The sequence below is a fragment of the Stenotrophomonas sp. YJH_SMC_54 genome, assembly GCF_059368435.1.
Genome location: NZ_JCAFRS010000007.1, coordinates 61353 through 80366, shown reverse-complemented (window position 1 = coordinate 80366; position 19014 = coordinate 61353). Strand labels below are relative to the sequence as shown.

Genomic DNA, 19014 nt, shown 5'->3' with positions numbered 1-19014 from the left:
CGCTGCCGAGACCTGCCCGCTCATGTCCCGTACTTCGTTGACCCGCTTCCTGATCCAGGAACAGCACGCCGGCCGCATCAACGCCGACCTGCGCCAGCTGATCGCGGTCGTCGCCCGCGCCTGCACCAGCATCTCCATCGCCGTCAGCAAGGGCGCCCTCGGTGGCGTGCTGGGCGATGCCGGTACCGGTAACGTGCAGGGCGAGGCGCAGAAGAAGCTGGACGTGATCAGCAACGAGATCCTGCTTGAAGCGAACGCCTGGGGTGGCCACCTCGCCGCGTGCGCCTCGGAGGAAATGGACCACAGCCAGCCGGTGCCGGACATCTACCCGCGCGGTGATTTCCTGCTGCTGTTCGATCCCCTCGACGGCAGCTCCAACATCGACGTCAACGTCTCCGTCGGCACCATCTTCTCGGTGCTGCGCTGCCCGACCAATGTCGAACTGCCGGGCGACGACGCCTTCCTGCAGCCGGGCAGCAAGCAGATCGCCGCCGGCTACTGCATCTACGGGCCCAGCACCCAGCTGGTGCTGACCGTCGGCCATGGCACCCACGCCTTCACCCTGGACCGTGAGAAGGGCGAGTTCGTGCTGACCACCGAGAACATGCAGATTCCGGCGGCGACCCAGGAGTTCGCGATCAACATGTCCAACCAGCGCCACTGGGAAGCACCGATGCAGGCCTATGTCGGTGATCTGCTGGCGGGCAAGGAAGGCACGCGCGGCAAGAACTTCAACATGCGCTGGATCGCCAGCATGGTCGCCGACGTGCACCGCATCCTGACCCGCGGCGGCATCTTCATCTACCCGTGGGACAAGAAGGATCCGTCCAAGGCCGGCAAGCTGCGCCTGATGTACGAAGCCAACCCGATGGGCCTGCTGGTCGAACAGGCCGGCGGCGCCGCCTGGACCGGCCGCGAGCGCATCCTCGACATCCAGCCCGACCAGCTGCACCAGCGCGTGCCGGTGTTCCTGGGTTCGCGCGAGGAAGTGGCCGAAGCCGTGCGCTACCACCACGCGCACGACGACGCGCAGGGCTGATTGGCGGTTGCCTGACGACGGTCATGGCAGATCGATGACATGACCGTGGGGTGACACCGAGGGCGGCAAACGGCACCATCAAGCCGTTGCCGCCTAAGGAATGCACGCATGCACGAGCAGGGCCCGGTCGATTTCATCGAGGTCATCCACAACGCGGTCCCCAGCGAGGTCTGCGCGGCGATCGTCGAGCGCATGCGGGCGGCGCGTGGCCTGCAGCCCGGTGCCGTGGGCAGTGGCGTGTTCCCGGAACTCAAGCACAGCAAGGATCTGCGCATCAGCGGCCTTGATGGCTGGCAGGATGTGGACCATCAGCTGCAGCACGCGGTGTTCAACGGCCTGCTGACTTATCTACGCCGTTATCCACAGGCGTTGATCGCCCCGCTGATGTTGCAGATCCAGGACAGCAACGGCCAACCGCGACGCCTGTCTGCCGAGGACTTTCCTGACATGCCGCAGCAGCAGCTGGCCGACCTGGCCCGCACCTGCCTGCGCCCGGGCGCCATCAACCTGCAGTGGTATGCGGCGGGCGAGGGCGGTTACCCGTACTGGCACTGCGAGCTGTACCCCAAGGATGCGCAGGCCGAGACCTTGCACCGGCACGTGCTGTGGACGCTGTACCTCAACGAGGAATTCGAAGAGGGCGAGACCGAGTTCCTGTTCCAGGGGCGGAAGATCGCACCACGCACCGGCAGCCTGCTGATTGCGCCGACGGCGTTTACCCATACCCATCGCGGTAACAGGCCGCAGGGGGGGGACAAGTTCATCGCGACGAGTTGGATCCTGTTCCAGAGCGCGCAGAAGTTGTTTGGGGGACGGTGAGGTCATCGTACTCCTCCCGATTGGAGCCGATATCCAGGCAAGTTCGTTATGCCGTCGGTGGTTTACCGGGCCTCAGGAGAGCAGTAGTAGTCGCCGCCCCTGTCCGAGTCCCAGTAGGTTCCTCCATAGAGCTTCACCGTACTGCCTCTTGTCGTCAGCTCTACCGAGCGCGCCAGGCGATCCTCGCAGAAGACCATCAATCTGTAATGGCGCTGCCGTTTGTCTTTCTGCAGTCGCCACCGCTTCTCTGCGGCTTGTTTGATGAAGAAAGCGGCGATCTGCTCTGGATCAGATTCGAGTTCGGCGTCGAAGACGGCCCCCAGGAACGTGACCTTCGGTAAGAACTTAACGTTCGTGGGATGGCCGCCTGAAGGGAGTTCAAAGGTATCGGTAGCAGCGCGCAGTTCTGCTTCTGTTGGCTTTCCGGTCCAATCGCCACCTCCGATGGATCCAAACATTGAAAGATAGGTACCGCCTATCAGGGCCGCAATCACAGCGTATAGAAGCAAATGAGCCAATGATTTCTTCTTCACCAACCATTCCCCCAATCGCCATCCTTCTTAGACAGCTCACCCGGTGATGCACCGCCGCCAATTCCAATACCAATTTCAGTGGAAGTTCCACCGCCGGCGGAATAGTTGATACCTCCACCAACTCCAGCTCTACATTAGGGCTTCGGCTTCCTCCACGGTCTGATCAGGGTTTTGTACATGACCCAGGCAATCCAGCCGCAGACCAACCCAACCCCAGCGACAGTGATTTCCTCTTCCGCGAAAGGAGATCCACTTACCCCTTGATAGACGACGAAGACAGTTGCTCTCAACGACAACAGGGCAAATATCACTACAGGTGCCCAAAGTATGAACTTCATCATTCCCCCGTGTGCAATGCATGGACCCATGCTCGACAACTGGCCGTCTAGACTCTCTGTCCCGACATCTGCGGCATCATGATCTTCTTGCATGTACGGATTGCCGGCATGAGGTTCCTCTTTCCGCTCTTGCCTCCGCGGTACTACCGCCGAGAATCGATGTCAGAAGAGGCAGCATTTTCCCTCAGAACGCGGTGCCAGTGCGCGTAACTCCAAGCTTTCCATGCTAGCTGTTGCAGCTTCCAGAACCCGAAAGCCATCAGCCTCAGATTGGCTGTTGCAAGCGGCCGTGGCAAATAGAGTCCAGCTTGCTCGACTTCGCTCCAGATAGAGTCGGGCGGGCTCGACGCTACCGCGGGCGACGGCGATAGAGCATCCCGCCTGCCACAGCGCCGAACACCGCCACACCGAAACCAACGAGCTCTTCTTCTCCAAGCGCGTCGCCGGAGATCAGCTTGCCGCCCGTCAGCAACAGAACGTTCAACGGAAGCATCCACAGGAACGCGATGCCCAGCCAGTAGATGATCTTCATGTCATGTGCTTACGGGTCCGGATACATCGACTTGAACCAGTAGGCGGATCTGTTCCGCATCCATGAGCTGAATTCTCCCGTCTCCAGTTTCCGCAGCTGGCGCACGTCTATTCCATAGCGCTGGAACAGCGAAATCAACTCTCTCATACCTTCGTCATCCACAGCCGACGGATCAACAGAGACGTTGATCGTCCTGAGGAACCCTTCGACAGACACCACGCCCGGAATCTGGTTCAACCGGGAGAAGAACGCATCCTCGTCCAGTCGTGATTAGAACCTCAGGGAATAAATTTCTATTTTCAGCATTGCCAGTCGTCGCAGAAGTGATTGCATGCAGGCAGTTCCACCCGGCTATCGGGTGGGACCAAAGGATCCCCAGAGATCGTCGTTTCCTCCTTGCCAGGCACTGAGCTTCTCGACAGGGATTTCCTTCAGTTGACAGGTGAACTGGAGATAGAAGGAACGGTCTTCTTTTCGATAACTGTTCCACCCGACAGCCGTCACTTTGACTTCCATCCGACTATCGCGCTCATGCGGCTGATGTAGTTCTACGTCGACTGAATCGGACAGCCAGTTGTCTCCCTTGTGCACAAAGCCCGCGCCGCCACTGGTGAGGCGTGCATCCACTACCTCCGGCGTCCCTTCCGACGAGGGCGCGTATCGCTTCAAGCTGCCTGTGATCTTGATGTACTGCTGGGAGTCGATCACGCCTGGCGAGTCCGAGAAGAGGCGCAGCAGAAGGAGGGTATCGGTGCCCTTGCGCACCCTCTGACCTGTATCTGCCACCCACAGACGCTGTTCGAACTCGTCCAGGCCAGCCGGCATGTCAGTGACGATCGCGGCCTGCGGAACGATGATGCATTCGTGAATGGAGCGAGCTTCCACCTGCACGCTCGCAAGGTAGAGAAGGAGACCACTGGCGTGGAAGCAGTGAGTGCGTTTCATCATGTACAGCACGTTCGTGCGGATTCAGTTGCGCGAACGTCTGGAGGGGTGTGCCTGTTCGAATGGGGATGCCTCCGGATCATGCACTCCCGTCCATGCATCAAGCTGCTCCAGAGACAATGGCTGGGCTCTCAGATGCTCTGACACTGTGGTCGGTGCCTCGCACTCTCCCGGCCATTGCAGTGGGCTTGCAGAGCGAAACGTTGCATCGACCTGGACCTCGATGCCGAAGTCTCCTGCGGAAACCACGGTAATCTGCCCTGCGACCGGCACTGCGTAGCAGCCCGTCTTTCCGGCAAACGCGCTGGACCCTCTGCTATGGAACATCCGTACTCGATCATTTGGGACAGAGAACCGGTCGCCTGCTTTCGCATCAGCGGGGAGCTGGATCGTGAGCTTGCTGAAGGTGGAACGGTCGGTCCTCCACGACGTGCGGAATCGTCTCAGCCCGATCACTCGGCTGTCCCCGGCAACGATCCGGTGACAAGCGAAGAGCCGCTGGCGCGGCTCGACCGTAAGGCAGGTGGGGTCGCGCATGGCAGCGTCTTCAACCACAAACGCGCGGGCAGCCTCTGCATCGGTACCACAGAAAATCAGAAACGCACCACAGCTGAAGGCATGTGAGCGCTTCATGTGCGAACCGATTCGTCGTCAAGCGAACGGCATCGCACTGTCACGGATCCTGGGTCATCCATCTGCATCCCTCCCTGGCTTGCAGGCCATCCGGCCAAGCGCAGATTGTTGCCGGTAAGCCGGGCAGCGGTCCAGCGTTCTAGAACAGACTTCCCTGTGGCGAATCCTTCTTCGGCGGCAACGGCTTCTGGAACCGGCTGCAATCCAGCTTCGGCCAATGGCTGTTCTGCGCATTGAAGCCGAGACGCTTTCGCGCCAGCTTGAAGCGGTTGTTCAACAGATCGGCATACACGCCCTGGCCACGCATGCGGGTGCCGAACTGGCTGAAGTAATCCTTGCCGCCGCGCAGCTGCTGGATGGTGCTCATCACGTGCGCGGCGCGATCGGGATGATGGGTGTCCAACCAATCGCGGAACAGCGGGGCCACTTCCAGCGGCAGGCGCAGCAGCACGTAGCCTGCGGTGCTGGCGCCAGCATCATGCGCGGCCTCCAGCACGGCTTCCAGTTCGCTGTCGTTGATCCACGGGATCACCGGCGCCACCATCACACCCACCGGAATGCCCGCTTCATGCAGGCGCTTCATCGCACGCAGCCGTGCATGCGGTGCCGACGCGCGTGGCTCCAGCTTTGCGGAGAGATGCGGGTCCAGCGAGGTCACAGAGAAATGCACGCTGACCAGGTTCTCCGCCGCCAGCGGTGCGAGCAGATCGATGTCACGCTCGACCAGTGCGTTCTTGGTGATCAGCGAGAACGGATGCTTGGTTTCCAGCATCACTTCGATCAGCTGGCGGGTGAGCTTGAACTTGCGTTCGATCGGCTGGTACGCATCGGTGTTGATGCCCAGCGCGATCGGTTGCGGAACGTAGCCCGGCTTCGACAACTCCTTGCGCAGCAGCTGCGGCGCATTGGTCTTGGCGAACAGCTTGGTCTCGAAGTCCAGGCCTGGCGACAGGTTCAGATAGGCGTGCGAGGGGCGCGCGAAGCAGTAGGAGCAGCCATGCTCACAACCGCGGTACGGATTCACCGATTGGCTGAAGCCGACGTCCGGTGAGGTGTTGCGGCTGATGATGCTGCGTGCGGTCTCGGCACGTACTTCAGTGCGCAGACGTGGGGCGAGGAATTCCTCGCTCTCATCGACCGCCCAGCCGTCGTCCACCGCCTCGCTGACGGTACTTTCAAAGCGCCCGGCAAGGTGGGACGTGGAACCTCGGCCCTTGATCGCGATACCCATTGCGGCAGGTTACGCCGCAGCCGTCTCAATGGCTGCGACGGCTGCCTGAAGGGTTCAGCGCGGTGCTGCGTCGAGCATGGCTCAACGCTACAGGGGAGCGGTCAGAGCAACGCCAGGTACCCGCGCACGGTGGCATCCAGCCCGTCATACAGTGCCTCGCCGATCAGCGCGTGGCCGATCGACACCTCCAGCACGTCTGGCACGTGAGCCAGGAAATCGCGCAGGTTGTCCTGTGACAGGTCGTGCCCGGCGTTGACGCCCAGGCCCACCGCCTGCGCCCGCCGCGCCGCAGTGGCGAACAGTTCCAGCATCGCCGCAGCGTCGCCGGCCGCGTGTGCTTCGGCGTAGGGGCCGGTATACAGCTCGACACGATCTGCACCGACTTCGGCCGCCTGCTCCAGCAGTGGGTTGCCCGCATCGACGAACAGGCTGACCCGGCAGCCCATCGCCTTCAGTTCGGCGACCAGTGGTCGCAGCCGCTCGGCATCCCGCTCGAAGTCGAAGCCATGGTCGGAGGTGATCTGTCCATCGCCATCCGGCACCAGCGTCGCCTGCGCCGGGCGGGTCTGCGCGCACAGCGGCAGCAGGCCTGGGTAGCCCTCGCGCGGCGGTGCGAACGGGTTGCCTTCGATGTTGAACTCGACACCACGCGCGCGGGTCAGCGTGGACAGCGCCAGCACGTCCTCGGCGGTGATATGGCGGCGGTCCGGCCGCGGGTGCACGGTGATGCCATGTGCACCGGCATCCAGGCAGGCCTGGGCGGCGCGCACCACGTCCGGTTCGGCGCCGCCGCGCGAATTGCGCAGGACGGCGATCTTGTTGACGTTGACGCTGAGCTGGGTCATGGAACGGAACTACTTGGAAAGAGGGGACGGATCGTGGTCGTTGGCGTCGGCATTGCGGCGGGCCTGGGCCCGCTCGCGCAGGCGGCGCAGCTCCTCGGCATCGACAAGGGTGGCAGGGTCCCGCTGAAGGTCGCCGAAGCGGGCTACATAGCGACCGCGCACCCAGGCCAGCAGGAAGGCGAGGGCGGCCAGCAGGCACAGGGTCATCAATGCGGCGCTGGGGGTCTTCAGGGCGAAGGCGAAACAGCCCAGCGCCAGCAGCAGGTACAACCAGTACATAGTCGGGCTCCCCGGATGATCGCCGCAGTGTAGCGCTGCGTCAGAGCAGCGGCGAGGCCAGCCGGGCGAAGGCCTCGGGCAGGCGGTGCAGCCACAGCGAACGGCCAGCCTGGTCGTGCACGCGGGTGGCGCGGTCGAACTCTCCCTGCAGCAGCCCGGCCAGAGCGGCGACGCGGTCACGGTCGCTGATCATCATCGACAGCTCGAAGTTCAGGCGGAAGCTGCGGTGGTCGAAGTTGGCGCTGCCAACGATGCAGACATCGTCGTCGGCGATGAAAGCCTTGGTATGCAGCATGCGCGGGCCGTACTCGTAGATCTTCACCCCGGCGTGCAGCAGTTCGTCGAAATAGGAGCGCGCGGCCTGGGTGACAAACCAGGAGTCGCTCATCTTCGGCACCAGCAGGCGCACGTCCAGTCCACCCAGTGCCGCCGAGGTCAGCGCCATCCGCGCCGCTTCGCCCGGCACGAAGTAGGGCGTCACCAGCCACACGCGCTCGTGTGCTTCCTGGATGGCCGCCACGTGCAGGCGGTGGATCGTTTCCCAGCCCGAGTCCGGGCCGGAGACCAGCACCTGGGCGTTGATCGCACCATCGCCGCGCAGCGGCATGTCAGCCGGCCACAGACGGGCAATGTCCATGCGCGAGGGATCCTGGCCACTGGCATAGAGCCAGTCCTCGGCGAACACCAGCTGCAGGCTGCGCACGACGTGGCCGCAGATGCGCATGTGCAGGTCGCGGTAGGCGTTCGGCTTGCGGCTCTCGTCTTCATCGTCGGTGATATTGATGCCACCGGTGAAGGCCAGCCGGCCATCGACGATCACCAGCTTGCGGTGCGTACGCAGGTTCAACCACGGCCGCTTGAACGGCTTCAGCAACTGCCGGGGATGGAACCAGACCGCCTCGCCACCAGCATCGATCAGGGGCTGCAGGAAGCGGCGAGGCAGGGCGGAAGAACCCACTGCATCCAGCAGCAGGCGCACCTGCACGCCGGCACGGGCGCGCTCGACCAGGGCGTCGCGCAGGGCGGTGCCGGCATGGTCCGGATTGAAGATGTAGTACTCCAGGTGCACGTGATCGCGAGCCTGCGCCACCGCTTCCAACAGAGCGGCGTAGGTAGCGGCACCATCCACCAGCCAGGTCACCTCGGTCGCGCTGCTCGGCGCCAGGCCCGTGGTGGCCTGCGCGATCTTGGCCAGCTCGGTGCAGTCGGCATCCGGTGGGCAGACATCGCTGTAGTGCTCCATGCCCGAACGTGCGCGTCCGCGGCGCAGCCGTTGCCGCTTCACCTTCTGCGGGCCCAGCAGGTAGTAGATGAACAAGCCGAGGTAGGGCAGCAGCGCCAACGACAGGATCCAGCTCAGCGTGGCGACCGGCTCACGCTTCTGCAGCATGATCCAGCCCGCCAGCGCGAACAGATACAGCAGGTAGGCCACCGCCAGGATCGAGCCAAGGTGGGCGATGCCGTCGAGCCAATGACGCAGGGAGTCGGAGAGGGCGAGCATCCGCCGATCATAGCGGTCCAGGCCGGCAGGCATAAAAAAAAACGCCCCTGTCTCCAGGGGCGTCTGCAGTCGCGTCATGACTGTTGTGTTGCGGTGTAGCGATTACTGCTGCACAAAACCGATCTTCTTCATCTGAGCATTCTTCGCGGCGGCCAGAACCTTGGCCATCACGTCGTACTCGGAATCCGGGCTGGCGTCGATGCGCAGTTCCGGCTGGTTGGTCGGGTCACGCTGGACCTCCTGCTCCATCCGCTGCTGCAGCTCGCTGGTATTGATCGGGCTGTTGTTCCACGAGACCTGGTTGCTGGCGTCGATCTTCAGTTCGATCGGCGGCGGCGGTTCGACCAGCTGCGGCGGTGGGTTGAGCACGCGCTGCGGCAGGTCGACGGCGATCGGGTACGTCATGATCGGCGCGGTCACGATGAAGATGATCAGCAGAACCAGCATCACGTCCACGAGGGGCGTGACGTTGATGTCTGCCATGGGGCCCTTGCCACCACCACTACTGAATGCCATGGCTTATTGCCCCTTTTCTTTGGTCGCGACGAAGCCGACGTCCAGCATGCCCTGTTCCTGCGCGACCTTGGTCAGGTCGTTGATGACGCGCATCTTGGTGGTGCGGTCACCACGCAGGTTCAGCGGCGGCTGCGGGGTCTGCTGGGCGGCGGTCGCCAAGCGCGACTCGAGAGTCTGCTTGTTGATTTCTTCGTCGTTCCAGTAGATCGAGCCGTCTTCCTTGACTGCCAGGGTGATCGGTCCGGAACGCTTTTCAGCGTCTTCCGGCTTCTGGATCAGGTTGGCTTCCGGCAGATCCACCTTGACCTTGTGGGACATCAGGGGCGCCGTGATGATGAAGATGATCAGCAGCACCAGCATCACGTCCACAAGGGGCGTAACGTTGATGTCGGCCATGGGGCCGCCGCTGTTACCACTACTGAAAGCCATAACGGGCTCCGTCTAGATCTTGGTGACTACTTACGTTCGTCGCTGGGTGAAGCGCGCCGCAATTAGCGGACGCGCGAGCCGGTGGCGAAGAAGTCGTGCAGGTCGTGCGCGAAGGTATCGAACTTGCTGATGGTCGCGCTGTTGATCTTGCTGAAGAAGTTGAAGGCGAACACGGCCGGGATCGCGACGAACAGACCGATCGCGGTCATGATCAGCGCTTCACCCACCGGGCCGGCAACGGCGTCGATCGAAGCGGAGCCGGTGGCACCGATCTTGATCAGGGCGCCGTAGATGCCCCACACGGTACCCAGCAGACCGACGAACGGAGCGGTCGCGCCGACGGTGGCCAGCAGGGTCATGCCCGACTGCAGCTTGTTGCTTTCGCGGGTGACGGCCTGACGCAGGGCGCGGTCGACGAACTCCGAACGGCTCAGGTTCTCACCCACGCCGCCGGTGGCGCCGCCTTCAGCGCGCTGGTGGTGCGCAGCAGCCTGGGCAGCGTCCAGAGCGATCTTCGAGAACGGCTCCGAAGCCGGCTGCTCTTCCATGGCACGGATGGCGTCCTGCGCGTTCGGGGTATCCCAGAACAGGCTGACGACGCGATCAGCAGCGCTCTTCAGGCGGGTCGCACGGAAGATGTTGATGACGGTCCAGTACCAGGACATGGCCGACATGGCGATCAGGGTCAGCAGCACGACCCAGGAAACCGCGAAATCACCCGGCTTGGTGGTCATTTCGTGGATCAGGTGCTCGAAGCCCATCTGCGACAGGGCGTTGGACGGATTGCCCCCGGCAGCAGCGGCGATGAAAATTTCCTGCAGCATGACGCTTACCTTTGTTGTGTGTGGTGATAAAGGGTGTAGCTAAGCTAAACAATCGAACCGGGAGCGGGGGTGGCCATGCGGCCACCCGGGCGCATCAGTTCAGCGCAAAGTTGACCGGGACGCGAACGCGACCTGCCGCCTTCTTACCGCCAGATTCAGCGGCGTTGAAGCGCCACTTGCGAGCCGCTTCCATCGCGGCACGGTCCAGGTCGCGGTTACGGCTGGACTTTTCCACCGTGACATTGGTGACGTTGCCGTTGGCATCGACATCAATGATCAGGATCACTTCGCCCTGGATACCCGCGCGGAAGGCGGCCGGCGGGTAGCGCGGCGGATTCATGGCCTTCGACGAGATGTCCACGCTGGCCTCGATCGAGGTCGCAGGTGCCGGCGGCGCGGGGGGCGACGGCGGGGTGACGATATCGCTCGGGCGCGGCTCCGGCACGTCCACGACCGGCGCCTGCGGCGGCGGCGGGACCGGCGACGGCTTCGGCGGCGACAGATTCTTCACCGGCGGCGGCGGAGTATCGGTCGGCGGCGGCGGCGGCGGCGGCGGGGGCGGCGGCGGCGGCGCATCGACGATGGTCACCATGACGTTGCGCTCCTTCTCAGCCACGGCCTTGGGAGCCACGGCGGGAATGAGGAGCATCATGAAGGCGGCCAGATGCAGGGCAATTACAAACGCGATGCCGACGATGCGAGGCCAGCTCAGCCCCTTGTCATCGGGTTGTTCGTACCGGTGAACGACTAGTTGTTCCGTCATGCGCCAAGAGCTCAATAGTGGGGCCGGGATGCCGGGGGCGGAATCCCTGATCAGCGGTGCATGACACCGCAGGAACCTCCAAGCTTATACCAATCCTGAGCGCCTGCGCATCAACTGGGCAGGCATTCAGGCGTTATTCCTACTTACTTCAGGTTGATGATTTTCTTGGCATCAGCCTGGTTCTTCACACCCTTCGCCAGCGCCTGCTGGGCGGCCTGCTTGGCCTCCGGGATGCGACCTTCGGCATGCAGGACGCGTGCCAGGTTCAGGTAGGTCTCACCGTCCTTGGACAGCGGGGCAGCCTTCTGCCACGCATCGATCGCCTGCGGCACCTGGTCGGAGTAGTAGTAGGACTGGGCCAGCGCCAGGTAAACCTGGTAGTCCGGCTTCAGGATGCCCTTCTGCAACCCTTCGTTGATGACCGCGATGACGTCCTTTTCCTTTTTGTCGGTGTTGGCATAGATGGAGTACAGCTGCTTGTACTCGCGCTCTTCGGTGAGCTGGCCGCTGCTGCGCAGCTTGTCCATCACCGCGGCCGCCTTGTCCATCTGGTCGGCCTGCATGTACATGCTGGCCAGGTTCAGCTGGGCCTTCTTGTCGTTCGGGTTCTTGGCGGCCAGCGCCTCGGCTTCCTTGACCGCTTCGCCGGACTGGCCGGCTTCGGACAGGGCCGCCATCAGCAGCTGGTTCCAGTTGTCCTTCGGTTCGGCGGAGCCGGCGATGGCCTGCTTCAGCACCGGAATCGCTTCCTGGTAGCGCTCCAGCTGGTACAGCGCCTGGCCCTTGGCGATCAGTTCTTCCGGCTTGGTCGACTTGCTCTCGGCGAAGTACTTGTCGAGGGTTGCCAGGCCTTCGGCTGTCTGGTCTTCCTGCAGCTGCAACTGGCCCAGCATCAGCATCGACTGGAAGTGGCCGTTGTTGTCCAGGCCGTTGAACTGCAGGACCTGCTTCAGGTAGGCGATGGCAGCCGGGGCGTCATCGGTCTGGTAGGCAGCCTGCGAGGCCAGCTGCGCGGCCAGCGACTTGTCGTACTCGTTCGCGGCGCTGTCAGCCAGGATGGCGTCGGCCTGGGTGCGGGTTTCCGGGAACTTTTCCTTGTTGTAGCTGTCGATCATTTTCTGCAGCTTGCTGCCCATCTTGGCCGAAGCCTTGACCGTCGGCTCCTGGCGGGTCGCGTTCGGGTACAGCGCCTCGGCCTTGGCCTGCTTGCCGCCACGGTTGCCGCGCTCGGAGGAACGCGAGGACTGCGCGAAGGCATCGGTGACCACGGCGCCGGTCAGGGCGGTCGCGACGAGGACGGAAAGCACAGCTTTGTGGTTACGGAAAATCATCGTTCACCTCGATCGAACCGCCGGTTAGCGGCAAAGTCGGACTGTCAGAAAAATCTGAGCCGCCAAACGTATCAGAAACAGATGGCGTGAGAAATCGTTTTATGTGCTGCAATACAGCATAGAACTGCGCACTCATCCGCACTTTGGCCGTAGCCCGGCCGCCTGCGCCTGCTGATAGACCGGCGTCAGGCCCGGGGCATCACGTCGCAGTTCCTGGATCCGGTTGGCCGGATCCGGGTGGGTGGACAGCCATTGCGGGCTGCGACCGCCGCTGGCGGCCATCATGTTCTGCCACAGGTCGACCGCCTGCGCCGGATTGAATCCGGCCTGGGCCATCAGCCGCTGGCCGATCACGTCAGCCTCGCTTTCCTGCGTCCGCGAGCCCGGCAGCAGGAAGGCAGTCTGCGCGCCCATGCCACCGAGCTGGTTGACGGTGCTGGCAGCACCTTCGCCGTAGGCTGCGCCAGCCAGCGCGCCGAGCACGGCCAGCCCGGTCTGCGCACCCATCTGGCGGGTGATGCGCTCTTCGTGGTGGCGGGCGATGACATGACCGATTTCATGGCCGATCACGGCAGCCAGCTGATCCTGGTTCTTGGCCACGGTGAAGATGCCGGTGTTCACGCCGACCTTGCCGCCGGGCAGGGCGAAGGCGTTGGGTTCCTTGTCGACGAATACCGCCGTCTCCCACCGTACGCCACGGTATTGAGCTGGCAGCTGCGCGACCAGGGCGTTGACCACGCACTGCACGTAACCGTTCTGGCGGCCGTCGGTGCTGATCTTTTCCTTCTGCTTGGTTTCGGCGAACGCCTGTGCGCCGAGCTGGTCCAGCTGCGCCTGCGAGACGCCGCCCACCATCTGCCGGCGACCGGTAGGGGAGGTGGTGGTCGCGCAGGCGCTGACCAGGGTGGTGATGACAAGGGCCAGCAGCAGTTGTTTCATGGAAACTCCCCCGTGTTCATATGCGGAGTGTGTAGCGTAGCGGCTTAATCTTTCGTCAAGCGGACGCGGCCTTACGTTGACCCCAGGAACACCATCGCCGCAAGGGCGACCGCATTGTTCAGCGCATGGGCGGTGACCGCCGCCCACAACGTGCCGGTGCGCCGGTAGAGCCAGCAGAACGCGGCCCCCATGCCACCATAGACCAGCCACAGCTGTGCGATTTCGGCCGGGCCATTGGCACTCGTGCCAGGGATCTCATGGATCAGGGCAAATGCGAGGCTGCTCAGTACCACGCCCAACCCAGGCCGCCCGGCCTGCCACAGGCGGCCAAACAGCACGCGGCGGAACAGCAGTTCCTCGTAGGCCGGCGCCAGGACCACCGCGAACAGCACCAGGAACAGCGGGAAACGTGCGATCGCGCTCTGCATCAGCGCCAGATTGGTGGGGACCGGCTCGACGCCGACCTGCTTGGCCAGGAAGGCGATGCCGTTGCTGCCGAGCACGATCAGGGTCGCCACCAGCAGGGTCCAGCCCCAGGTGGAGGGGCGGCGCAGCGCCTGGCGCGAGGCGTGGCGCTCGGCGGCGTTGGCCGGCCGTCGCCAGAAGTACAGCAGCAACGCGGCACCACCGGTGGCGAACAGTGCCATGAGAATCTGCGCAAGCGCGCCGGGCTGGCCCAGTGACGCCGCGACCGAACTGGCGTCGGGTGCGCCAGCGCCAGCCTGCGCGTTCGCGTAACCAACCACCACGCCACGGTACAGGCCCCACAGCAGGCCGCTGACCAGGCTCAGGCCGAACAGGGTGACAGCGGCGATGCCCAGGTCGATGAAGAACCCCGCCAACGGCGAAATGGCACGCGGCGCGGCAGAAGCCGGCGGAACCGGGGGCGGAGCGGAAACCGGGGCGGATGCTGACATCAGGTACCTGTGTTCAAGAGTCGAAGGCCGGCGCGCCTCCCCGCGCGCCGGCCGTGTCCCGATTGTGTCAGATATCCAGGTTTGCGACCTTCAGCGCGTTGTCTTCGATGAAATCGCGACGCGGTTCGACGACATCGCCCATCAGGGTGCTGAAGATCTGGTCGGCTGCGACAGCGTCCTCGATACGCACCTGCAGCAGTCGGCGGGTTTCCGGGTTCACCGTGGTGTCCCACAGCTGCTCCGGATTCATTTCACCCAGACCCTTGAATCGCTGGATCTGGCGGCCGCGCTTGGCCTCCTCGAGCAGCCAGTTCTGTGCCTTGGCAAAGCTGTCGACTTCGATCGACTTGGCACCGCGGGAAATGGTCGCGCCTTCGCGGACCAGACCGTGCAGCAGCTTCGATGCCTGGTGGATCGCGCGCAGTTCGCCGCTTTCGAAGGCCGACATCGGCAGCACCTGGATGTGCTGTTCGCCCATGTGGCGACGGGTCACCAGCACAGCGGCCGGGCGCTCGTCGTTGGCTTCCTGCAGTTCCAGCGTGAAACGCGGGCTGCCCAGGCTGCCCTGGTTGAGGCGCTTGGCCAGTGCATCCAGGCCCTCGCCTTGGCCGGCAGCGCGCAGGCTTTCCAGGTCCATCGGCACGAAATCGACCAGCGCTTCAAGCAGGTTGCGGTCGTAGCGATGTGCGTTGCGCTCGATCGAATCCAGCGCGGCCGCGTAGGCCAGCAGCAGCTTTTCCAGCGCAAGGCCTTCGATGCCGGGCTCGCCGGTGGCCGGCACCAGCGCAGCGTTTTCCACCGCGCTGCTGGCCAGGTAGCTGTCCAGCGCCGGGTCGTCCTTCAGGTACAGCTCCTGCTTGCCCTGCTTGATCTTGTACAACGGCGGCAGGCCGATGTAGACGTAACCGCGCTCGATCAGCTCCGGCATCTGACGGTAGAAGAACGTCAGCAGCAGGGTGCGGATGTGGGCGCCGTCGACGTCGGCGTCGGTCATGATGATGATCTTGTGGTAACGCAGCTTGTCCGGGTTGTACTCGTCTCGGCCGATGCCGGTGCCCAGCGCCGTGATCAGCGTGCCGACCTGGTCGGAGGACAGCATGCGGTCGAAGCGCGCGCGTTCCACGTTGAGGATCTTGCCGCGCAGCGGCAGCACCGCCTGGTTCTTGCGGTTGCGGCCCTGCTTGGCCGAGCCACCTGCCGAGTCACCCTCGACGATGAACAGTTCGGACAGCGCCGGATCCTTTTCCTGGCAGTCGGCCAGCTTGCCCGGCAGGCCGGCGATATCCAGCGCGCCCTTGCGGCGGGTCAGGTCGCGGGCCTTGCGCGCCGCTTCACGTGCGCGCGCGGCGTCGACGATCTTGCCGGCGATCGCCTTGGCTTCGTTCGGGTTCTCCTGCAGGAACTCTTCCAGGCGCGCACCGAAGGCGTTTTCCACCGCCGGACGCACGTCGGAGCTGACCAGCTTTTCCTTGGTCTGGCTGGAGAAGCTCGGGTCCGGAACCTTCACCGACAGCACCGCGATCATGCCTTCTCGCATGTCGTCGCCCGTCAGGTTGATCTTGGCCTGCTTGGCGATGCCGTTCTGCTCGATGTAGTTGTTGAGCACACGGGTCAGCGCACCGCGGAAACCGGCCAGGTGGGTACCGCCGTCCTTCTGCGGAATGTTGTTGGTGAAGCAGTACATCGTCTCCTGATAGGAGTCGGTCCACTGCAGCGCCACATCCACGACGATGCCGTTGTGCTCGCCGGTGACTGAAATGACGTTCGGGTGCAGCGGCGTCTTCAGCTGGGCCAGATGCTCCACGAAGCTGCGGATGCCACCCTCGTAGTGGAAGTCATCGCGACGGCCGTCGCCACGCTCGTCGGCAAGGACGATCTTGACGCCGGAGTTCAGGAACGACAGTTCGCGCAGGCGGCGGGCCAGGATGTCGTAGTGGAACTCCACGTTGTCGTGGAAGGCGACGGTGGACGGCCAGAAGCGCACGGTAGTGCCGCGCTTGGTGGTGGTTTCCAGCTTGGCCAGCGCGGTCACTGCGGCGCCGTTGCTGAATTCCTGCTGGTAGTGGAAGCCGTTCTGGAACACGTCCACCAGCAGCTTCTGCGACAGCGCGTTGACCACGCTGACGCCGACGCCATGCAGGCCGCCCGAAACCTTGTAGCTGTTGTCGTCGAACTTGCCGCCTGCGTGCAGGACGGTCATGACGACTTCGGCTGCAGACACTTCGCGACCGAGCTTGGCACTCATCTGCTCGTGCTTGCCAGTCGGGATACCACGGCCGTTGTCGGACACCGAGACCGAACCGTCGGCGTGGATCGTCACCGCAACGTGGTCGGCGTGGCCGGCCAGCGCTTCGTCGATCGAGTTGTCGACGACCTCGAACACCATGTGGTGCAGACCGGTGCCGTCATGCACGTCACCGATGTACATGCCGGGACGCTTGCGGACAGCCTCCAGGCCTTCCAGGGCGGTAATGCTGTTGGCGTCGTAATTGCCGTTGTTTGCCGGGGTGTTCTGTTCGTCGCTCATTGCGCTTGCCGTAGGCTCCGCAGGTCGGCCACCGCTTGGAGCGATGTGCCGAGAATGAAAGGATTCCAACCCGAATTATACCAGCCGGGGTCGAGCGGCCCTGGTGTGCCCACTATGGCACAGCCACGATCTGTGCATGTTCCACGTGGAACCGGGCGATGTGGGTCAGGTCCAGCAGCGCCGCCGGGGTTTCGGTAGCGGTGATGAAGATCTGTGCCGGCCCATTGAGCAGGCGCTCCAGCACCCGCGCCTGATGGGTGCGATCCAGCTCCGAGGCCAGATCGTCCAGCGCGATCACCGGCCATTCGCCGCGCTGTTCCGCATAGTCCTCGGCCTGCGCCAGCAGGCAGGCCAATGCCGTCAGCTTGGCCTGACCACGGGACAACGCATCACGGCCCGGAATGCTGTGGAAATCCACACTCCAGTCTGCCCGGTGTGGGCCGACCGAGGTATAGCCGGCCTGCCGGTCACGTTCGCGGGCCAGAAGCAGGGCATCGGCCAAGGGAAGCTCATGCCGCCGCCAACCGGGGCTCAGTTCCAGACCCTGGATGCCGAGTTGCGGAGCCAGGCTGGCGGCCAAGGCCACCGTGCGCTGCTGCAGACGCTCCAGGTAGTGCTGACGGCGGCTGGTCAGCGGTTCCCCGGCCTCGGCCAGCTCGTGATCCCAGGTATCGAGCATCCGCGACGGCCCGCCCTGCTTGAGCAGAGCATTGCGCTGCTTCAGCGCCCGGGAATAGCGGCGCCACAGGGAGAGAAAATCCGGTTCCACGTGGAACAAGCCCCAATCGAGGAAACGCCGGCGGGGTTCGCCACCCCCACTGACCAGTGCATGGCTCCCCGGCTCGAACGTCACCACGGCCAGCGCTGCGCAGAGATTGCCCAGCTGCGCGACGTCTTCACCGTCCAATCGCCCCTTCCAGTCCTGGCCACTGTGGCGCAGCCCGGCCTTTCGGCGGTGCGGCGGGTGATCGCCACGCTGTTCGTCCCATTCCACGAAGATCTCCAACGCTTCCTGGCCCTGGCGCACCAGACCGTCACGCACTCGGCCACGGAAGCTGCGCCCGTAGGCCATCAGGTGCAGGGCTTCGAGCACGCTGGTCTTGCCGGCACCGTTGTCGCCGGTCAGCAGGTTCAATCCAGGCTGGGGCGACAGGTCCACCGCACTGAAGCGACGCAGTTGGTGCAGGGCGAGGCGGCGGATAAGCATGGGGCGCGAAAGACCATCCGCACGAGGCGGTAGTGGGGCAGGGAATCCATCAGCTTACTGCATCGGTCAAGCCAGCCGTGGCGCGCCAGACATCGCCACTGTGCTGAAGCCTCCGCCTGGCAACCCTACGCGTGTTCCACGTGGTGGCGCTCCCTCGTCTGGGCTCGCCTGGGTCTGGATATGCCCGGGAATCCTTGAATTCTGAGCGGCGGCGCAGGGTACAGGCCTTCAGATTTCAGCGATTTCAGCCTCATTCCGCGAGCATCGCCAGGTGCCCTCGACGGTGGGTTGCGCGAACACCGCGCGGATTTCTTGAAATCTACGATGCGATGCCGTGGAGGGTTCCACAGATTTCAAAGAATTCAGCCCGTTCGTTTCACGCTGTCCACAGCGGGTCTGTATGACTTATACACAAGGTATGGGCAAACTGTGGATAAAAAAGCCCTTTTGCCCGACCTGCCAAACTATCCACAGGTTCCCCCCCAGCCTGAGGGGCCTCTATACAGGGGGTTTCAGCTCCATAAATCTCTTGAAAATCAATTGGATAATGCATTTTTCCACGAAATCTGGGCCCACCATCACCACCATGCTTTAGATTTATACCCAGATTTAGAAGCTAGGCCAGCTCTGATCCGGCCCCAACCAACCCTGTGGACAGTGACGTCTGCAGATGAAGCAACCACTGCGATAGCGGATGCGATCCGCTTCATCCATCCGACCAGATCGGGTCACCCTCAATCAGGCTGAAGACCCGGAACTGCGTACTCGACCGAAGTTGGCTGGGCAGCGCCCAGGTCAGCAACCTGGATTCCTAACGCGCAGGGCCGATTGCATCGGAGGGGCAACCAGGAACAATCGGCAAGCAG

The 19014-nt window shown here is 63.5% G+C and carries 19 protein-coding genes; 3 read left to right on the top strand and 16 right to left on the bottom strand.

Annotation, left to right across the window (positions count from 1 at the left end):
- Positions 1–22 precede the first annotated feature (22 nt).
- Both AC5P5S_RS10200 and AC5P5S_RS10195 read left to right on the top strand, forming a co-directional pair.
- Positions 23–1039 (top strand): class 1 fructose-bisphosphatase, encoded by a 1017-nt coding sequence (locus AC5P5S_RS10200; RefSeq protein WP_049402951.1) that lies wholly within the window; start codon positions 23–25, stop codon positions 1037–1039.
- Positions 1040–1147: 108 nt separating this feature from the next.
- Positions 1148–1858 carry a 2OG-Fe(II) oxygenase gene (locus tag AC5P5S_RS10195; protein ID WP_111686696.1) on the top strand — a complete coding sequence of 237 codons (711 nt, stop codon included), beginning with the start codon at positions 1148–1150 and terminating at the stop codon, positions 1856–1858.
- A gap of 62 nt (positions 1859–1920) precedes the next feature.
- Here the strand turns inward: AC5P5S_RS10195 and AC5P5S_RS10190 are convergent, their stop codons facing one another.
- The 3 genes from AC5P5S_RS10190 to AC5P5S_RS10180 all read right to left on the bottom strand — a co-directional run bounded on the left by AC5P5S_RS10190 (position 1921) and on the right by AC5P5S_RS10180 (position 4209).
- Positions 1921–2391: a hypothetical protein gene (locus tag AC5P5S_RS10190; RefSeq protein ID WP_231336665.1), complete on the bottom strand. Its 471-nt coding sequence runs from the start codon at positions 2389–2391 to the stop codon at positions 1921–1923.
- A 687-nt stretch (positions 2392–3078) separates the two neighbouring features.
- Complete coding sequence (locus AC5P5S_RS10185) at positions 3079–3261, bottom strand: hypothetical protein (protein WP_231336664.1); 183 nt, start codon at positions 3259–3261, stop codon at positions 3079–3081.
- A gap of 351 nt (positions 3262–3612) precedes the next feature.
- Complete coding sequence (locus tag AC5P5S_RS10180) at positions 3613–4209, bottom strand: hypothetical protein (protein ID WP_231336663.1); 597 nt, start codon at positions 4207–4209, stop codon at positions 3613–3615.
- A gap of 315 nt (positions 4210–4524) precedes the next feature.
- Here AC5P5S_RS10180 and AC5P5S_RS10175 point away from each other — a divergent pair, with 315 nt between their 5' ends.
- Entirely contained in the window at positions 4525–4830 is a 306-nt protein-coding gene (locus tag AC5P5S_RS10175; RefSeq protein ID WP_145963165.1) for a hypothetical protein, read from the top strand.
- Between the two features lie 148 nt (positions 4831–4978).
- Here AC5P5S_RS10175 and AC5P5S_RS10170 read toward each other — a convergent pair whose 3' ends face one another.
- The 13 genes from AC5P5S_RS10170 to recF form a co-directional block, all read right to left on the bottom strand.
- The gene (locus AC5P5S_RS10170; protein WP_231336662.1) at positions 4979–6070 is read right to left on the bottom strand and encodes a PA0069 family radical SAM protein; all 1092 of its coding nucleotides are present in this window, start codon (positions 6068–6070) and stop codon (positions 4979–4981) included.
- A gap of 101 nt (positions 6071–6171) precedes the next feature.
- Positions 6172–6915 carry a pyridoxine 5'-phosphate synthase gene (locus tag AC5P5S_RS10165; protein WP_005411743.1) on the bottom strand — a complete coding sequence of 248 codons (744 nt, stop codon included), beginning with the start codon at positions 6913–6915 and terminating at the stop codon, positions 6172–6174.
- 9 nt (positions 6916–6924) lie between these two features.
- Positions 6925–7194 carry a hypothetical protein gene (locus AC5P5S_RS10160; RefSeq protein WP_495276314.1) on the bottom strand — a complete coding sequence of 90 codons (270 nt, stop codon included), beginning with the start codon at positions 7192–7194 and terminating at the stop codon, positions 6925–6927.
- Positions 7195–7234: 40 nt separating this feature from the next.
- Positions 7235–8695, bottom strand: a complete 1461-nt coding sequence (gene cls / locus AC5P5S_RS10155) for a cardiolipin synthase (protein WP_231336661.1) — start codon at positions 8693–8695, stop codon at positions 7235–7237.
- Between the two features lie 102 nt (positions 8696–8797).
- Positions 8798–9211: an ExbD/TolR family protein gene (locus AC5P5S_RS10150; RefSeq protein WP_005411740.1), complete on the bottom strand. Its 414-nt coding sequence runs from the start codon at positions 9209–9211 to the stop codon at positions 8798–8800.
- Between the two features lie 3 nt (positions 9212–9214).
- Complete coding sequence (locus tag AC5P5S_RS10145; RefSeq protein ID WP_005411739.1) at positions 9215–9640, bottom strand: ExbD/TolR family protein; 426 nt, start codon at positions 9638–9640, stop codon at positions 9215–9217.
- 62 nt (positions 9641–9702) lie between these two features.
- Positions 9703–10464, bottom strand: a complete 762-nt coding sequence (exbB, locus tag AC5P5S_RS10140; RefSeq protein WP_005411738.1) for a TonB-system energizer ExbB — start codon at positions 10462–10464, stop codon at positions 9703–9705.
- A 94-nt stretch (positions 10465–10558) separates the two neighbouring features.
- Positions 10559–11227 carry an energy transducer TonB gene (locus AC5P5S_RS10135; protein ID WP_005411737.1) on the bottom strand — a complete coding sequence of 223 codons (669 nt, stop codon included), beginning with the start codon at positions 11225–11227 and terminating at the stop codon, positions 10559–10561.
- 143 nt (positions 11228–11370) lie between these two features.
- Complete coding sequence (locus AC5P5S_RS10130; RefSeq protein WP_005411736.1) at positions 11371–12558, bottom strand: tetratricopeptide repeat protein; 1188 nt, start codon at positions 12556–12558, stop codon at positions 11371–11373.
- Positions 12559–12690: 132 nt separating this feature from the next.
- A complete protein-coding gene (locus AC5P5S_RS10125) occupies positions 12691–13497 on the bottom strand; it encodes a M48 family metallopeptidase (protein ID WP_005411735.1) in 807 nt (268 codons plus the stop codon).
- A 71-nt stretch (positions 13498–13568) separates the two neighbouring features.
- Positions 13569–14414, bottom strand: a complete 846-nt coding sequence (locus AC5P5S_RS10120) for a CPBP family intramembrane glutamic endopeptidase (protein ID WP_062606451.1) — start codon at positions 14412–14414, stop codon at positions 13569–13571.
- A 67-nt stretch (positions 14415–14481) separates the two neighbouring features.
- Positions 14482–16941, bottom strand: a complete 2460-nt coding sequence (gene gyrB, locus AC5P5S_RS10115) for a DNA topoisomerase (ATP-hydrolyzing) subunit B (protein ID WP_049395273.1) — start codon at positions 16939–16941, stop codon at positions 14482–14484.
- A gap of 112 nt (positions 16942–17053) precedes the next feature.
- Positions 17054–18148, bottom strand: coding sequence for a DNA replication/repair protein RecF (gene recF / locus AC5P5S_RS10110; protein ID WP_062606450.1), 1095 nt, complete (start codon positions 18146–18148; stop codon positions 17054–17056).
- Positions 18149–19014: the final 866 nt, after the last annotated feature.

Coding starts and splice junctions, on each gene's coding strand:
- AC5P5S_RS10185 (WP_231336664.1), bottom strand. CDS start 3,261: ATGAAGATCATCTACTGGCTGGGCATCGCGTTCCTGTGGATGCTTCCG.
- AC5P5S_RS10195 (WP_111686696.1), top strand. CDS start 1,148: ATGCACGAGCAGGGCCCGGTCGATTTCATCGAGGTCATCCACAACGCG.
- AC5P5S_RS10170 (WP_231336662.1), bottom strand. CDS start 6,070: ATGGGTATCGCGATCAAGGGCCGAGGTTCCACGTCCCACCTTGCCGGG.
- AC5P5S_RS10160 (WP_495276314.1), bottom strand. CDS start 7,194: ATGTACTGGTTGTACCTGCTGCTGGCGCTGGGCTGTTTCGCCTTCGCC.
- exbB (WP_005411738.1), bottom strand. CDS start 10,464: ATGCTGCAGGAAATTTTCATCGCCGCTGCTGCCGGGGGCAATCCGTCC.
- gyrB (WP_049395273.1), bottom strand. CDS start 16,941: ATGAGCGACGAACAGAACACCCCGGCAAACAACGGCAATTACGACGCC.
- AC5P5S_RS10120 (WP_062606451.1), bottom strand. CDS start 14,414: ATGTCAGCATCCGCCCCGGTTTCCGCTCCGCCCCCGGTTCCGCCGGCT.
- AC5P5S_RS10180 (WP_231336663.1), bottom strand. CDS start 4,209: ATGATGAAACGCACTCACTGCTTCCACGCCAGTGGTCTCCTTCTCTAC.
- cls (WP_231336661.1), bottom strand. CDS start 8,695: ATGCTCGCCCTCTCCGACTCCCTGCGTCATTGGCTCGACGGCATCGCC.
- AC5P5S_RS10165 (WP_005411743.1), bottom strand. CDS start 6,915: ATGACCCAGCTCAGCGTCAACGTCAACAAGATCGCCGTCCTGCGCAAT.
- AC5P5S_RS10200 (WP_049402951.1), top strand. CDS start 23: ATGTCCCGTACTTCGTTGACCCGCTTCCTGATCCAGGAACAGCACGCC.
- AC5P5S_RS10150 (WP_005411740.1), bottom strand. CDS start 9,211: ATGGCATTCAGTAGTGGTGGTGGCAAGGGCCCCATGGCAGACATCAAC.
- AC5P5S_RS10145 (WP_005411739.1), bottom strand. CDS start 9,640: ATGGCTTTCAGTAGTGGTAACAGCGGCGGCCCCATGGCCGACATCAAC.
- AC5P5S_RS10135 (WP_005411737.1), bottom strand. CDS start 11,227: ATGACGGAACAACTAGTCGTTCACCGGTACGAACAACCCGATGACAAG.
- AC5P5S_RS10130 (WP_005411736.1), bottom strand. CDS start 12,558: ATGATTTTCCGTAACCACAAAGCTGTGCTTTCCGTCCTCGTCGCGACC.
- recF (WP_062606450.1), bottom strand. CDS start 18,148: ATGCTTATCCGCCGCCTCGCCCTGCACCAACTGCGTCGCTTCAGTGCG.
- AC5P5S_RS10175 (WP_145963165.1), top strand. CDS start 4,525: ATGGAACATCCGTACTCGATCATTTGGGACAGAGAACCGGTCGCCTGC.
- AC5P5S_RS10125 (WP_005411735.1), bottom strand. CDS start 13,497: ATGAAACAACTGCTGCTGGCCCTTGTCATCACCACCCTGGTCAGCGCC.